General features: G+C 69.2%; 11 protein-coding genes and 2 pseudogenes. 7 read left to right on the forward strand and 6 right to left on the reverse strand.

Annotated elements, in window-relative coordinates:
• Positions 1–624 precede the first annotated feature (624 nt).
• Positions 625–1,056, reverse strand: coding sequence for a CAP domain-containing protein (locus tag OHA81_RS01265; protein ID WP_329201938.1), 432 nt, complete (start codon positions 1,054–1,056; stop codon positions 625–627).
• Between the two features lie 889 nt (positions 1,057–1,945).
• Here OHA81_RS01265 and OHA81_RS01270 point away from each other — a divergent pair.
• Both OHA81_RS01270 and OHA81_RS01275 read left to right on the forward strand, forming a co-directional pair.
• A complete protein-coding gene (locus tag OHA81_RS01270; RefSeq protein ID WP_329191858.1) occupies positions 1,946–4,501 on the forward strand; it encodes an ABC transporter substrate-binding protein in 2,556 nt (851 codons plus the stop codon).
• Positions 4,502–4,902: 401 nt separating this feature from the next.
• Positions 4,903–5,208 (forward strand): chaplin, encoded by a 306-nt coding sequence (locus OHA81_RS01275; protein WP_329191860.1) that lies wholly within the window; start codon positions 4,903–4,905, stop codon positions 5,206–5,208.
• A 371-nt stretch (positions 5,209–5,579) separates the two neighbouring features.
• On the opposite strand, the gene OHA81_RS01280 is transcribed toward OHA81_RS01275, so the two are convergent.
• Positions 5,580–6,320: a class I SAM-dependent methyltransferase gene (locus tag OHA81_RS01280; RefSeq protein ID WP_329191862.1), complete on the reverse strand. Its 741-nt coding sequence runs from the start codon at positions 6,318–6,320 to the stop codon at positions 5,580–5,582.
• Positions 6,321–6,414: 94 nt separating this feature from the next.
• Positions 6,415–6,720 (reverse strand): annotated as a pseudogene (locus tag OHA81_RS34550) (hypothetical protein); the annotation flags it as partial.
• Between the two features lie 79 nt (positions 6,721–6,799).
• Between OHA81_RS34550 and OHA81_RS01290 the strand changes: the two are divergent.
• A complete protein-coding gene (locus tag OHA81_RS01290) occupies positions 6,800–7,597 on the forward strand; it encodes a maleylpyruvate isomerase family mycothiol-dependent enzyme (protein ID WP_329191864.1) in 798 nt (265 codons plus the stop codon).
• A 198-nt stretch (positions 7,598–7,795) separates the two neighbouring features.
• Here the strand turns inward: OHA81_RS01290 and OHA81_RS01295 are convergent, their stop codons facing one another.
• The gene (locus OHA81_RS01295) at positions 7,796–8,527 is read right to left on the reverse strand and encodes an SDR family oxidoreductase (RefSeq protein ID WP_329191866.1); all 732 of its coding nucleotides are present in this window, start codon (positions 8,525–8,527) and stop codon (positions 7,796–7,798) included.
• 96 nt (positions 8,528–8,623) lie between these two features.
• Here OHA81_RS01295 and OHA81_RS01300 point away from each other — a divergent pair, with 96 nt between their 5' ends.
• Positions 8,624–9,472, forward strand: a complete 849-nt coding sequence (locus tag OHA81_RS01300; protein WP_329191867.1) for a LysR family transcriptional regulator — start codon at positions 8,624–8,626, stop codon at positions 9,470–9,472.
• A gap of 42 nt (positions 9,473–9,514) precedes the next feature.
• A pseudogene (locus OHA81_RS01305) lies at positions 9,515–9,997 on the forward strand (transposase); the annotation flags it as partial.
• Positions 9,998–10,012: 15 nt separating this feature from the next.
• Here OHA81_RS01305 and OHA81_RS01310 read toward each other — a convergent pair.
• The gene (locus OHA81_RS01310) at positions 10,013–10,444 is read right to left on the reverse strand and encodes a VOC family protein (RefSeq protein WP_329191868.1); all 432 of its coding nucleotides are present in this window, start codon (positions 10,442–10,444) and stop codon (positions 10,013–10,015) included.
• A 551-nt stretch (positions 10,445–10,995) separates the two neighbouring features.
• On the reverse strand, positions 10,996–12,522 hold the full coding sequence (locus OHA81_RS01315; RefSeq protein ID WP_329191869.1) for a serine/threonine-protein kinase: 1,527 nt from the start codon (positions 12,520–12,522) through the stop codon (positions 10,996–10,998).
• A 497-nt stretch (positions 12,523–13,019) separates the two neighbouring features.
• Here OHA81_RS01315 and OHA81_RS01320 point away from each other — a divergent pair, with 497 nt between their 5' ends.
• Both OHA81_RS01320 and OHA81_RS01325 read left to right on the forward strand, forming a co-directional pair.
• Positions 13,020–13,808 (forward strand): PLAT/LH2 domain-containing protein, encoded by a 789-nt coding sequence (locus OHA81_RS01320; RefSeq protein WP_329191871.1) that lies wholly within the window; start codon positions 13,020–13,022, stop codon positions 13,806–13,808.
• 182 nt (positions 13,809–13,990) lie between these two features.
• The gene (locus tag OHA81_RS01325) at positions 13,991–14,233 is read left to right on the forward strand and encodes a hypothetical protein (protein WP_329191873.1); all 243 of its coding nucleotides are present in this window, start codon (positions 13,991–13,993) and stop codon (positions 14,231–14,233) included.
• The last annotated feature ends 436 nt before the right edge of the window (positions 14,234–14,669 follow it).

The following is a 14,669-nucleotide window of genomic DNA, read 5'->3' on the forward strand; positions in this document are numbered from 1 at the left end:
CTGTCAGCGGGTGATGGGCCCACGAGGATTTTGTCCGGACCGCAGCTCGCATGCTTTCTTATTGAGGTACACCGTGTAGTAGTACCTGTAAGCCAATCTGTAGCCCCTGGCGTAGCCCACTTCGTAGACAGTGGTTTGCGGGAAGAACTCCGGAGGGCCCCAGCGGGAACAGCTCCAAGCGGCTCTTTTTCCCTGTCGCTCACCCTCCAGGTAACCATCACAGTGGCCTCGCCAATAGGGCTGGTTCAACTCCATGTAGCCGCATCCCGACCAAGGGGGACCCTGTGCAAGGACCTGGGGGCTCGGGTGCGGTACCGCCCTCTCCACGGCAGGCACGGTGGTGCCCGCTGCCGAGGCAGACGGAAATGCGAGGGCAGCACATAGGAGGAGTCCGACGGCGGGGAAATAACGCGAGGGGTGCATCTTTGCCTCCCCGATTGCAATTTCGGAGGCCTGCGTGGAACACACAGGTCGGGCGGGGGCGGGGGGAGGTGGCGCGTCGGTGGATAGGGGCGGAGGCGATCTCTTCGAGGTCTGGGTGGGTGGCGGCGACGGCGCGCAGGACCGCCTGCGCACCGCCGCGTGGAGCCCGCCGGGCACGCCGCCCTCGATCCACCTAGCACGTCACTGCTGGCACCGCCCGAACGTCACCACGTAGGTCGCGGCGCCGCTCGCGCCGGCTCCGGCCCGGTCCGCGGAGCCGGCCAACGCCGCGCTGCCGATTTCGCGCAGCGTCCCGCTGAGGATGTTCGCGCGGTGTCCCGGACTGTTCATCCACCAGTTGACGGCGGCGCTCGGCGTGCCCGAGGCGCCCCAGCCGGTGTACGTGATTTCAGCGACCTGCCATGACCGGGGGTTCGGGCAGTAGCCGGCCCCCATGATGCGGCTCTGCGGTGTAGAGCCCGTCTGTGGGTTGGTGTGCGAGTCCTTGCCCGGCCCCCACCACTTCAGCTGCACGGCCGCAGTGGCGTGCTGTCGGGCCGCGGTGTTCAGGGCGGAGTTGACGGTGAGCGCCGGCAGACCGCGTTGCGTACGCTGAGCGTTGATCAAGGCCACAACATCCCCGGGCTGGGCAACTGCGTCCGGGGACGCGGCTGCGGGGACCAGCGTCGCCGCCAGGATGGCGGCAACGGCCGGACCGATGAGCCTTCGGGTCGGCGAAACAGTGCATTTCACGAGGTACACCTCCCGCGACAACGAACAGTGGTTTCGAGCGCTTGGGTGAGGCGACCAGTCGCTTTCGCTTCGACGTCATTTCCAGGCTGCCACCCGGACCACCCGGTCGCCATCGGAGCCGATGCGGCCGCTGCCGGGAAAGGAACCGCCCTTCGGTTCCGGTATGGCTTGTACGCCACCGGCTCATCGGTCCTGACCGCGGTGACCGGAGGTGCTGCCTACGGCGGTATCCGGCCGTCCGACGGACCGGTGAGCGGCGCACCGGCCACCGGTCACCGGTCACCGAGAGCTGCGCGGACGATCGCGTCGCCTCCCAGCCGGTCGCCCTGCCCCCATCGACCAGTACGCACGGTCGGCGTACGGCGTGCCGTCACACGGCACACGTCGGCGTCCAGAGCAACCCCTGACCGTACTCGGCCGGAACCAGGGGCGTCTGAAGGACCGCATCGGCGAGCAGGCCGTTCCCCAGCGGCGCGGCAGTGCGTCCCGCTAGTGTGGCGGAACTCACTGCCGTTGGGGGGCAGGTGGTCGGTCGCGACCGCCTGGGTGTGATGGCACCTGGCCGAGCTCTGCCCTGCGGTGGTGTATCCGGAGGACGGCCGGCTTCGCCGCCTGGCGTCCTGACATGCAGAGGAGCAGCGTGCAACGGCCGCTTCCCCAGGGGATCGAATACCTCATCGAGCAGTTCGATACGTTCGCCGGGAACCGTGGCGCGAGCCGCCGGTTACCCGTGATGCTGCTGAAACGGGATGCAGCCCCGCCGGGGACCATGCAGGCATCCACCGGCCGCACCGTCATTCTGGGCTACCGGGACCGTCTGTGCGAGGAGGATCTCGGCCGTTCGGTCGACCTGGTCCCGCACGCCCTGATCGAGGACGCTGACGCCGCCCCGCGCGACGCCGTCCCCGGCAGCGTGACCGATCAGCACGTCGCCCTGCTCGACGCCATCGTCGAGCAGTTGGAAGACACCATGCCCCCGGGCGCCGGTGAACTGCGGCTGCCCCGGTTCCACACCTGCCGTGCCGCCCTGGATGTGCCGGTCGGCGCCGGGTCCATGGGAGCCAAACGACGCCGGCTGCGCGACGCTCTGTACCTTCAGCTCCTGCTCCGGCGCCCCTTCCTGGGCACACTGGCGCGACTGGCCGGGGCCACCGGGGACAACTTCCTGGTCAACATCTGGCTCTCCCTCTTCCAGCTCCTGGTCGTCGGGCTGCCCCGTCGCGCCTACGGCCTGTGGCTCAGCAGACGCCGCAGTCTGCGCTGGGTCGGCTCGCGGCGTCCCAAGGGCGCGAACTTCCTCCGGATGGCACTGACCATCACCCCCTCCGGCACCTCCCGGAGCAACCACGCCCTGGTCCAGCGGATGCTGCTCATGGCCCTGCTCAATGATCTGTCCAGGGCGGCCGCGCCGTCCCGGCTCTGGATCCACCGGCCCCGCCGGCGCTGGCCCTTCGTCCTGCTGCTTCCCGAGGTCGGCGAGGAGGGCACTCTCGTCCGTCAGCTGCTCGACACCTACGCGGACATCGTCCGCACCGAGCCGCCCGCGCCCCTGATGGTCCTCGGCGCGCTGCAAGGTGAGCCGCCGTCATACGCCCAGACCGTACCGGCCGACTCCCGTAGCGTGACCGCTCTCGCCGACCGGGTCCACAGCCTGTACACCCGGGGCTCCGCCTCGGCCGTGTACGTCGTCCCGCTGTCCGCGAGCGACGACGACGGTCCGGCCGACCAGTGGGTGGAGACCAACCCGAAGGTCAGCGTACGGGCGAGCGGCCGGGGCGACTACGTGCGGGCCCTGGCGGCCCCGGTGCTGGTGTGCGTCCTCGTCGCCGGAGGCCTGTACTTCGTCGAGCGCGATACCGGACCGTCACCGTCGTGCCGCAAGGTGAGTTCGGGAGAGATCGTCGGGGTCACCGACGGACGCGAATGCCACCTGGGCATCCCCGGCCGGGACGACGAACTGCTCTCCCTGGAAGCGGTCGCGGCACAGCAGAACCACGACGCCGTCACCAGCGGGCGCCCGTACCGGACAGTGGTGTTCTTCGCCCCGCTCACCGCCGAGCCCGGCGACTCCACCCCGGTCAGCATCCAGAGCCTGCGCGGCTCGCTTGCCGCCCAGAACCAGGTCAACAGCCGCGAGGGCGATATCGTCCAGATACGTCTGCTGATCGCCAACGCGGGAAAGTACTTCGCCTACGGATCCCGGAACGGCCAGGAACCCGATGTCGCGAGGGAGATCATCGAGCGAAAGGACCGGGACAAGATCGCTGCCGTGGTGGGCATCACCCAGAGCCGCCCGTCCTCGTTCGCCGCGGTCGGGGAGATCTCGGCCGCGAGCATTCCCGTGATCGGCAATTCCGTCACGGGCAGCCGGATGGTGGACGAGCGTGCCCCCTCCTACTACTTCCAGGTGTCCCCCTCGAACGACCGCATAGCCGAGGTGATGGCCGAGTTCGCTGCGTACTCCGAGCAGATCGGTGAGCTCACGACGAGCAAGGACGGCGGCAGGACGGCGGTGATGGTCTACGACCCCGACGACGAGTTCTTCAGCTCCGACCTCCAGCGCAAGTTCACGGATCACTACAAGGGCGGCAAGGTGGTCACCGTCCCCTACTACGAGAACCGCAACGGACAGATCGTCTCGGAAGTGGCGCGGGACGTCTGCGCCGAGATCCGGGCCTCCGGTGGATACATCCTGTACGCGGGCCGCTCGGGCGAGATGCCGAAGCTCTTCGACGCCCTGCAGGCAAGCGCGGACTGCCGGAAGGCGGACGGGAAGCCGGTTGCCGTCTTCTCCGAGAGCACAGCCGCGAAATACATGCAGGAGCCGGAGGACATGCTCCAGAAGCACTCCTTGCTGAGGCCCTTCTACGTGATGCTCAACAACTCCACAGGCATGGAGAGCCCCGACAGCCCGTACTCCGAATTCACGGTCCGCTTCCGGAGCGTCTTCAAGGACGGCTCGGTGCCGGAAGGGAATGCGGCAGGGGCCTACGACGCCCTCCGGGTGGCCTCCGAAGTGATCAACTCGGTCTACGCGCAGTACAAGACACCGCAGAACAGCAGCGCGCCGTTCCAGCCGACGGACGTGTACGCGCGCCTGTCGAACCCGGGCGTCCAGAACTTCTCGGGCGCCTCGGGCCTCCTGTCACTTGACAGCCGCCACAAGTATCCGCCGAACAAAGCCGTCTACGTCCTGGAGTCACACACGGACAAGAGCGTGACGACATGGATGGCGTGCGGCCTTCTGCCCGACCAGCCACCGACGCTCAACAACCCTGCCACCTGGGGCCGCCCCGGCAAGACCCGCCCCTGCCCCTCCGCCTAGGGACCTGGTGCCCCGAGTCCGGTGGCCGCCGTGGCAAGCCGGCGGCCGCACGGACGCCGATGCGGCGGGACTGCTCGGGGGGCAAGGAAGTCCCTCCTGCCCGGCCAGGGCGAGAACTCCGACGAGAAGCAGGTGGCCGCACCCCAGGCCGCGCGGCGTGGCCTGCACCGTCACGTGGCGGTGATCCGGTTGGGGGTCCGTCCCGGGATGAGCAGCCGGTCCTGCGCCCGCACCCCAGCTCCAGGCCCCACAGCGACCCGCCCTGCCGACAGGACCGGAGAGACGGCCGCCTCAAGGTCACTGGTCCGGCCCAATGTACGTAACCCCTGACCTGCCCGTGCTGTTTGAGGGGCGCACGTGCCGTACTCCCTGCGGCAAGTCCACTTCTCAAGGAGATCTTGATGTCTCGTATCGCAAAGGCCGTAGCGGTCGCCGCCTCAGCCGCCGCCCTCCTCGCCGGCGGCGCCGGTCTGGCGGCCGCGGACGCCACCGCCGAAGGCGCTGCCATCGGCTCCCCCGGCGTCCTGTCCGGCAACGTCGTCCAGGTACCCATCCACATCCCGATCAACCTCTGCGGCAACACGATCAACGTCGTCGGCGTCCTCAACCCGGCCTTCGGCAACGTCTGCATCAACGACGGCGGCCGTGACAAGGAAGACCACCACATGGCCCAGCACCACAAGGGCGAAGGGCACGGCGAGTACTGAGCACCACCGGCTGCTGATCCGTCGGCAGCCGCAGTGAGCCGACAGAGCACTCAATCCTCTGAACCAGCCGCACTGCACACCCCCTGAGCGGTCCGGCCTCCCCCGCGTCCCGGGGAGGCCGGACCGCCACCCGACACGGTGACGGGCCCCGGGCGATGGGTGCGCGCGGTGAGGCGGTTAGTCAGGTGCTGGAAGTGTAGAAGAGCAGCTTCCCCGGGCCCCAGCCCACGCTCCCACCCCCGCGCGTCCGGAGTACCGGCCCGGGGTGCGCATCACAGACCCGTCACTCCCCCAACGCCCCGCCTGTGCCGGCACCCGCACCCGCACCCGCATGAGGCAATGCGCACACGCCACACGACTCGGCACGGAACTTACGGTTTGTGGGTCACCCAGAGCAGTTCCGCCGGCCAGCGGTGCGCCCAGTCGGGTGGGTCGGTTTCGTTGTAGCCGTTGGGTGTTCCGAGTCCGGGCCGCGGCTCGATGAGGTCATCGATGAGGAGACCCGCGCCGCGCAGGACCTTGACCCAGCCGCCGTAGGTGAGCTGATAGCTGGTCGCGCCGTCGTCCTCGGCGATGGTGTTCAGCCCGAAGTAGTCCTGCTGCAGCGTCGTGGTCACGCGGCCGGCGGCTTCGTCGTAGCAAGCTTCGAACCATGGGCTGGCGACGTTGAACACCAGGCGCCCGCCTCGTCTCAAGACGCGTGCGGCCTCCGGGACGGCCAGGTGCGGGGGCGCCCAGCTGAGCCCACCGAAGTCGCAGAACACCAGGTCGAAGCTGTCCGCGGCGAAGGGGAGTTGTTCGGCGGCGCCCTGCACCAGCGGGTAGCGGGCCGCTCCCATGGCGCGGACCGCTGCGGCGAGTTGGGCTTCGGACAGGTCGAGCCCGACCACGGTGGCGCCCTCGGCGGCGAGCACTCTGGACCACTGGCCGGCGCCGCAGCCGACTTCGAGGACGCGCTTGCCGGTGACCTCGCCCAGGGCGTGCAGGTGCGCGTCGGGGATGGAGTACATGCCCCACAACCGGGGCGTGGCACCGATCTGCGGGTCGTGCTCGTGCTGGTAGGCGCTGCTGATCCGGTTCCAGAGCCGCCGGTTGGCGGGGATGCTTTCCACATGCCGACTCCAGCACTGCCTGCCGGGGGCGGTCAACACGATGAGGGCACACTGGCCGGCCTTCGCCTCGGTCCGGCCCTGGCTCGGCCCATGTATCGGAGGCGACCGGGCAGAAGGCGGCCGGCTGCCACCGCAACATCGCAACGTCCGCGAGGCAGTCCCCGCCGAGTGCGACCGCCAGGGCGACGTTCAGGAGGATCTTGCCGGGTTCGTGGATGGCCCGCGGTTTGCGCCACGGATCCAGGGCTGGGGATATGGCGGACTCGACACCTGGATTCACGTACCTGGGCAACCTTGGCAATCCTCGTTGCCACTGGTCAGAGGCACTTTTTTCTTCGCTGATCACTTGTCGGGCAGCCCCCTCAGGAAAGCGCCAGCCAGCGGCAGTGCCATCTGCCAGACGATGTCCGCACTGGCCAACCTGCGGCGACTGTGAAAACCACTGTCCGATCACCGGAGCACGGTGATAGACATCCGGCGTGGAGAAGAATCTTGAGTTCCCTGAGCTGCTGCGACTGATCGATGAACGGTCGACCGCCTTCCGCACCGCGGTTGCCGCCGCGCCCAGTCTCGACGCACAGGTGCCGACCTGCCCCGAGTGGACGCTGTTCGATCTGGTGAAGCACCTGGGTGGAGGAGACCGTTTCTGGGCCGCCATCGTCGGCGCGGGGCCTGCCGACGCTCCCCCGGCCGAGGCCATCGCTGCGCGCGCCGCTCTGGAAGTGCCGCGGGAGCGCGAGGCCCTGCTGGCCTGGCTGGCCGCGTCGACGCAGCTTCTGCTGAGCGCCCTGCGCGGGGCGGGCCCGGACGCCGGCTGCTGGGCGTGGTGGAGTGCCCTGCAGACGCCGCGGGCCTCCGGCGGAGTCGCCCGGCACCGGGCACAGGAGACCGCGGTGCACACGTACGACGCCCAGCTCACCGGTGGCGCCCCACAGCCGCTACCGGCCGAGGTGGCACTCGACGGTGTGGAAGAGTTCCTGTTCACCTGCGTCGCGACGCCCAGCGCCTGGCCGCACAAGCCCACGACCTTCGACTTCCACACCGCTGAGGGCCGCTCCTGGCGCCTCACGGTCGACGGCGACGGCGCACGCTCCACCCGCATCCCCGCGCCCACTGCCGCGACCGGTGAGGGCTCGGACGCAGCCGGTGCCTCCATCCATGGCACGGCCAGTGAGTTGGTCCTCTACTTGTACGACCGGATCCCGGCCGGCTCCTTGCAAGTTGACGGAGACGCAGGGCTGTTCGACCTGCTCCGCGCCTGGGAGCCGGAGGAGTAGGACGTAGTGGGGGCGGTTGGCCGCGCCTCGAGCCGGACGGACACGACTGTTCGCCAGGTTCGTCAGTCGCGGCACCGGGCTCAAACCCGTGAGGCGGCCTCGGGGCGTCACCAGCCGACCATCTACCTGGTCAGAGCCCCAAGCTCGACAACACGCGGTGAACTCCGTCTACCCGGCAGGTGATGACCGCCGCGCACCTCACCAGGGCACTACTCCGGCGTCTTCGAAGAACTTGCCGGTCGGGCCGTCGTCGGGCAGTGTCGCGAGTTTGATGGCGATCTCCCCGCCCTGTGCGGGGGTGCGCACGCCGCTGAAGCCGTTGAGGTCGGTCGCGACGTAACCGGGGCAACCGGCGTTGATCAGGATGTTCGTGTCGCTCAACTCCCGGACGTATTGGAGGGTGACGGCGTTCAGGAAGGTCTTCGACGGCGGGTACGCTGCGGCGATCGGACCCGTCGTCTGCTCGGCGGCGGTTCCTGACTGCCGGGTGAGGGAGCCGACGCTGCTGGACATGTTCACGATCCGCGGTGAGGCGGAGCGGCGCAGCAGCGGCAACATCGCGTTGGTGACGCGGATGACGCCGATCACGTTGGTCTCCACGACCGTCCGGATGGTGGCGGGATCGACCTTGGTGGGCTCCTGTGGCATGCCGCCTGTGATGGCAGCGTTGTTGACGAGCACGTCGAGGCGGCCGGCCTGCTCCTCGATCAGCCGTGCGGCGGCGCTCACGCTCGCGTCGTCGGTCACGTCCAGCGGTACGCCGAACGCCTCGACGCCGCACGCTCTCAGCTTCTCCACCGCGGCTTCACGGCGCTCGTCGTCGCGGGCGCCGACGCCGACGCGCCAGCCGAGGGCGCCCAGGCCCAGGGCGATCTCATAGCCGATTCCCTTGTTCGCGCCGGTGACCAGCGCGATCGTTCGTTCACTCATGGGGACCATGCTGCCCTCGGGCCCCGGCGGGGGTCCAAGACCGATCGGGTGGTCAGCGATACCGTCAGGGTATTGATCCGGGATAGCGTGGCCGGCATGGAGACCCGGGAACTGCGATACTTCGTCGCCGTCGCTGAAGAACTGCACTTCGGGCGCGCCGCGCAGCGGCTCGGGATCGCGCAGCCGCCCTTGTCACGGGCGATCCAGCAGCTCGAACGGCGGCTCGGGGCGGCGCTGTTGGATCGGACCAGCCGCACCATCGCCTTGACCGAGGCGGGCTCGGTGCTGTTGGTCGAGGGCCGGGCGGCCCTCGACGCGGTCGACGCCGCCGAACGCCGGACCCGCCGCGCCGCCCTTTCCACGACCGGCCGTCCCGGCCTGGTCCTGGTCACGAAAGCCAGCGCGTCCAGCGAACTGCTGGCGAAACTGCTCGACGCCTACGCCACCGAACCCGGCGCGGTCCCCGTCGAAGTCATCCTGTGCGGCCCGGCCGAGCAGGCACGGCTCCTGCGAGAGGGCCGGGCCGACGTGGCGCTGCTGCACCGGCCGTTCGACTCGACGGACGAGTTCCACACCGAGGAGCTCAGCACACAAGGCCAGGTCGTGGTCCTGCCGGCCGGGCATCCGCTCACCGCCCGGGCCCATGTACACATGGCCGACATCACCGGGCTGCCGGGCCTGCCCCTGCCACGCTGGCCCGAGCCCGACGGCACCTACCCGCCCGGCCCGGGCCCGCAGGTCCGCGACCACGCCCAGTTGATGCAGCTCGTCGCGCTCGGCCGTGCTTGCGCGGTCTCACCGGAGTCGTGCCGAGCCCAGCTGCACGGTGACCTCGCCGCCGTGCCCGTGCTGGATGCGCCGACAGTCACCACCGTGATCGCCTGGCCGCCGCAGAGTCGGTCCAGAGCCGTCGCCGACCTTGTCCGGGTTGCGACAAGCCTCTAAGGGTTGTCCCGTAAGTGATCTCGCTCTGCAATGCTCTTGATCGTGTCAGGTGTGATCACGGCGTCGGAACCGTCCTGAGCAGCCCGTTTACCGGGCTGAGCCCGCGCGTCTTCGGCAAGCTGGTGACCGCGCTTTGCCGCGAGGGCGCCAACTCGCCCCGCCATTCGGCATCTCGAAGTCGGCAGCCGCCCGCATCATCGACCAGCTCGGCCCGCTCATCGCATTCCAGCTTCGACGCCGGTTCGCCAAGGACACCGTGCTGGTAGTCGACGGCACCCTGGTGCCTACCCAGGACCACAGCATCGCTGAACAGTCGAAGAACTACCGGTACTCCACCAACCACCAGGTCGTCATTGACGCGGATACCCGCCTGGTCGTTGTTGTCGTGAGCCTTTGAACGGCAAAAGCAACGACTGCCGGGCATGGGAGGAGTCTGGCGCGAAGGCCGCCGTGGGCAGGACCCTCACGATGACCGACGTCGGCTATCCGGGCACCGGCCTCCTCATGCCCCACCGCCGCCCTCGCAGTCTCGGAGGAGAATCAGGCGAGGCAGAACTCGTTGCCCTCGATGTCCTGCATCGTGATGCACGACTCGTTGACGCCATCGGCGCGCTGCGTCAGCACATGTTTCCCGCCGAGCGCCATCAGCCGTGCGCATTCGGCCTCGAGTGTGGCCAGGCGCTCGTCACCCACGAGGCCGGTGCCGACCCGCACATCGAGATGCACGCGGTTCTTGACGACCTTGCCTTCCGGAACTCGCTGGAAGAGCACGCGCGGGCCCACACCCGAGGGATCAGTGCACGCGAAGTAGATCTCATCCTCAGGCGGCAGCGAGTGGTGGTACTCCTCCCACGTGGCAAAGCCCTCCGGGACTGTCGGTACGACGTACCCCAGCACCTCGCACCAGAAGGCGGCGAGGCGCGCAGGTTTCGCGCAGTCGAAGGTCACTTGGAACTGCTTGATCATTGACATCGGCGCACGATAACAGGGGCCCTGCTCGTCTCCCCGGGCGCGTGGATCCACACGTTGCCGGGAGAACGGCCCCTGCCATCCGCTGCTGTGTCGTGCGGTCACAGGGGTGAACCGAGGTCGGCGCCTCTCCCAAAAGGGTGGGACCCAGGATCCGATCTCAGCCGACCACTCTCGTGCCAAAGATCAGTGACGGGACAGCCCTTGGTAATTCCAACATGCCTGGCCAGGTTCAACGTACCCGCGTCCCGGCTCACTCGTCCGTGAGACCGGCATCGGCTCGCGACAAGTCTCGTCGAGGCCCCGCCCGCCTCCGGTTCGGCCGTGCTGCGGCGCCGATTGATCGCCCTTTCCGGGCGCCTGTACACCCACACATATCGAGAAGAGCAGGCCCTCGCTCCGAGCACGTGGCCATGACGCCCGCGGCCTGCAGCCTGAGGCGGCACGCGTCGCCGCGCAGGGACAAGCCCGCAACTTCCGCCATTCGCAAGGAGCACGTCGCTAGCGGGCGGAGCTGTCGCCATTCGCGGACCGGCGCATGTGGCGCGGCCGGGTCACTCCTCGTTGAGCCAGCCGCATACGTAGTACTGCTGGTCTGCATCCCGCTCGATGATCCATTGGTTGAGGACGTCGCCTGCGAGTTTCCCGGTCTCGGGGTCCCGCCGGGTGATCTTCGCTTCGACGCTGAGCTGGTCCATGTTCGGGGGGATTTCGTAGGGCTGGAGTTCCCAACGGTCCACGAAGTAGCCGTTGAGGGCGAATCCGAGCAGCCCTGCGCGCAGCCGGGGACAGGTGCCTCGGCGGAGGGAGGTCATGTCGTGGTCGGCCAGGCCGTTCATGTAGAGCGCGAAGACGCGCTCGACGGCTCCGCGGTCGAGGGGGGGGTGTGCGGGCTTGGATGCGAGGCTGGGTCTGGGACTGGAGGGGGAGCTGGACGGGGTGGCCGTGGTGGGTGCGGCAGGGGAGGCAGACGGGGATGGGGACGGGGAGCGGTGCGTGGGCGCCGTGGTCTGGGTCGCGCGGGTGCGGCCGGCGTCATCGTCGCGGGATCCGGACCCGGGTAACCACCAGGGCATCGCGAGCAAGACGGTCGCAACGACTGCCACAAGGCCGCCCCACGCATACCGCGACCGCCGAGAAGGACGGGCGGGGCCGGGCAGCGGTGGGGTCGGCCGTCCCGCTCCGGTGCCTGCGCCCGGCGCCGCACCCAGCCGCAGCGTGGACGCGGATGTCGGCGCGGGGTCCGGCCGGGAGGACTCCGCTTCACCCGCCGCTTCCGCGAGCAGGTCGTACGCCTCCACGGCGGTGAGGCGCTGCGCCGGGTCCTTTCGGAGCAGGCCCATCAGCACCGGCAGGAGTCCCCCGGCGCGGACGGCAGTGGCAGGTTCCTCGGTGGCGACGGCGACGAAGACGGCCCAGGAACCGGAGCCGCTGAATGGCGGATGTCCCTCCACGGCGGTGAACAGCGTCGCGCCCAGGGACCACAAGTCGGATTCGGCGGTCGCCGGGAAACCACGCACCTGCTCGGGGGACATGTAGGCCGGGGTCCCCATGAGGGCCCCTGACCGGGTCAGACCGGGCTCGCCCTCGACGGCGGCGATCCCGAAGTCGGTAAGCACCACCCGCTCCCCTTCGAGCAGCACGTTGGCGGGCTTGATGTCCCGATGGGTGACGCCCGTGGCGTGCACGGCGCGCAGCGCGTCCAGCATCTGTCGACCGATCCTGGCCACGTGGGCCGACGGAAGCGGGCCGTCCTTCTTGATCAGGTCGTCCAGCGAGCGGCCGTGGACGAGTTCCATCACGATCCACGGGCGGCCGTCGTCGCTGGATATCCGGTCGTGGACGGTGATGACCCCCGGGTGTTTCAGTCGGGCGGCCGCGCGCGCCTCGCGGTCGAGGCGGTCGATCCATGCCTTGCGCCGTGGGGCATCGAGGTCCTCGGGGAGGCGGAGCTCCTTGAGGGCCACCTCCCGGTCGAGTTGCTCGTCGTGGGCCCGCCAGACGGTCCCCATGCCGCCTTGGCCCAGTAGTTCCGTCAACTGGTACCGGCCGGCCAGCAGTCGTCCACGATCGTCAGTCACACCCCGGAACCTAACCCAACACACCTGCTCGCAGAACTCAGAACACACATAGCGTGCGGGCCGCCACCGACTCGTCAGGGCCGTCGGCTGCCGGGACGAGCGCCGTGGGTCGAGCGTCCCGACAGAGCCGGCCATCAATCGAAGGGCGTGGCTGGGAGTCCGGGCGCCGGCCTTTGGCCGTTCAAGCCACTCCGTACGCGGCCTTGCGCTGATTTCGAGTCGGTGTACAGCCTGACCGTTTCTTCGGTGAATGTGACCACTCTGCTGGGTGATCTTGATGGGCCGAGCCGTTGTGTTGCCGACTTGAACTGATATCACGTCACCCGTGATCGGCATCTGGCCCGACTTGGTCGGGCGTCGTCGCGCGAGATCCGCGCCGACCGCCCTGATCACTCCCCTCCCTGTTCCGCCCTGGCCCCCAGGGCAACCCGCTCAACAGAAGGTGCCTGAACGTCAAGAACACACGATCGCTTGGCTTGGGAATTCTCGCCGGGGCCATGGTGCTCGCCGGCGCCATGCCCGTGGCAGCCGCGCCCAACTACAAGACTGCTCACCTGACCATCGCCACCCTCAACGACGGGAACGCCGGCACGGACCGTGAGGTGCAGGTCAGGTTTTGGTGCCAGCCCAATTCCGGTATCTCCAGCGACTGGCGGACGCTGGACAAGACCGGTTACGACGACTTCGAGCGTGGAGCCACGGACGAGTACACCGTCGACAACATCGCCGAGAACTGCACCAGCCTGACAACCGTGGAAATGCGGCTCGCCGGCGGTGGCCCCGATGACTGGCACGTCGACTGGATCGAGGCGACCGGCCCCGGAGGCACCCTCTACGAGACCAAGTCCGAGCCCGCCCACCCCTGGGTCCAGACAGGCGTCGGCTCCGTCGGCTTCAGGGCCCAGCCGTGGCGCACCGCCTGCACGGTGAACGGGCGCCTGGTCACCGGGACCATGATCGAGGGCACCAGCGGCAATGACGTCATCGACTGTCCGAAGGGCGTCAAGGGCGACACCACGGTCAACGGTCTGGGCGGAGACGACCGGATCGCGTCACCGGTCGGCACGGCATGGACGGCAAGGCTTTCGGCGAATCGGGCACGGACGGGAAGGCCGGCAACGCGGGAACCATCAACGGCGGCCCGGGCAACGACACCATCACCGTATCCGGAGGCCGCGGTGGCAGCGGGGCCAAGGGCGAGGACCGTGGTGCCGAGGGCGGACTGCGGGGTGGCAACGGCGGTGCCGGAGCCACCGGCAACACCGGAACCATCAACGGCGGCGTAGGCAGGGACAAGATCACCGTCACCGGTGGCGCGGGCGGGCACGGCGGCCAGGGGGGCGATTCCGAGGAGAGGAATGACAAGTACGAGAGCGATTACGCCCAGTGGAGGGGGTACGGAGGCAACGGTGGCACCGGCGGTGCCGGAAACACCGGCAGCATCCTCAGCACCGGTGAAGACAACACCGTGAAGGTCACCGGTGGCGCGGGCGGCGACGGCGGCCGCCTTGGCCGATACGGCCGCGACAACGGCAAGGGCGCCACCGGCGGCAACGCCAACGCGCACGTCATCGAAGCCGCTTGCACGGACACCGTCACCACCACCGGCGGCATCGGCGGCCGCACCGCCACCATGCTCAACTACCGGGCCGACTCGGGCAAGAACGACACCGGCACCATCAAGCGGGGCAACGGAACCTGTCCCAGCTGACCGACAACCTGGAAGCCGCCGGACGCCACGGGCATGCCTCATCCCCGACGCAAAGGAACGTGACGCTCTCCCAGGGGTGACCGCGACCGTCCGGTGGTGGACAGGTGGTGGGGTCGGCGCCGGCGCAGCCGGGCCGCGCCCCGTCGCCGACCAGGCGGGCCGCCCCCCGGGCGCAGCGGCACCGCCCGGCCGACCGCGCTCCACCGGCCCGCCGCGTCGTGGCGTCCCCGGACCAGCAGGTCAGGGCGGGTAAGGGTGCCGGTGACGCTCATAGGCCAGACCTGCATGCAGGGCGGCCGGGGCCCGGTAGCGCCTCGGCAGCCTGCCCGAGCATCGGCTCCACCGGCGGACACAGCATTGCCGGGCCTTCTCGCCCTCACGCTCGCCCTCCCGGACCAGCGGGGCGCGGACCGGGCACGCGGCCCGGCGGACGGTA

This window comes from Streptomyces sp. NBC_00667 (genome assembly GCF_036226825.1).
In the GTDB taxonomy this organism is placed as follows: Bacteria; Actinomycetota; Actinomycetes; order Streptomycetales; family Streptomycetaceae; genus Streptomyces.

Coding starts and splice junctions, on each gene's coding strand:
- OHA81_RS01295 (WP_329191866.1), bottom strand. CDS start 8,527: ATGAGTGAACGAACGATCGCGCTGGTCACCGGCGCGAACAAGGGAATC.
- OHA81_RS01320 (WP_329191871.1), top strand. CDS start 13,020: ATGGTGCTCGCCGGCGCCATGCCCGTGGCAGCCGCGCCCAACTACAAG.
- OHA81_RS01310 (WP_329191868.1), bottom strand. CDS start 10,444: ATGTCAATGATCAAGCAGTTCCAAGTGACCTTCGACTGCGCGAAACCT.
- OHA81_RS01270 (WP_329191858.1), top strand. CDS start 1,946: ATGCAGGCATCCACCGGCCGCACCGTCATTCTGGGCTACCGGGACCGT.
- OHA81_RS01275 (WP_329191860.1), top strand. CDS start 4,903: ATGTCTCGTATCGCAAAGGCCGTAGCGGTCGCCGCCTCAGCCGCCGCC.
- OHA81_RS01300 (WP_329191867.1), top strand. CDS start 8,624: ATGGAGACCCGGGAACTGCGATACTTCGTCGCCGTCGCTGAAGAACTG.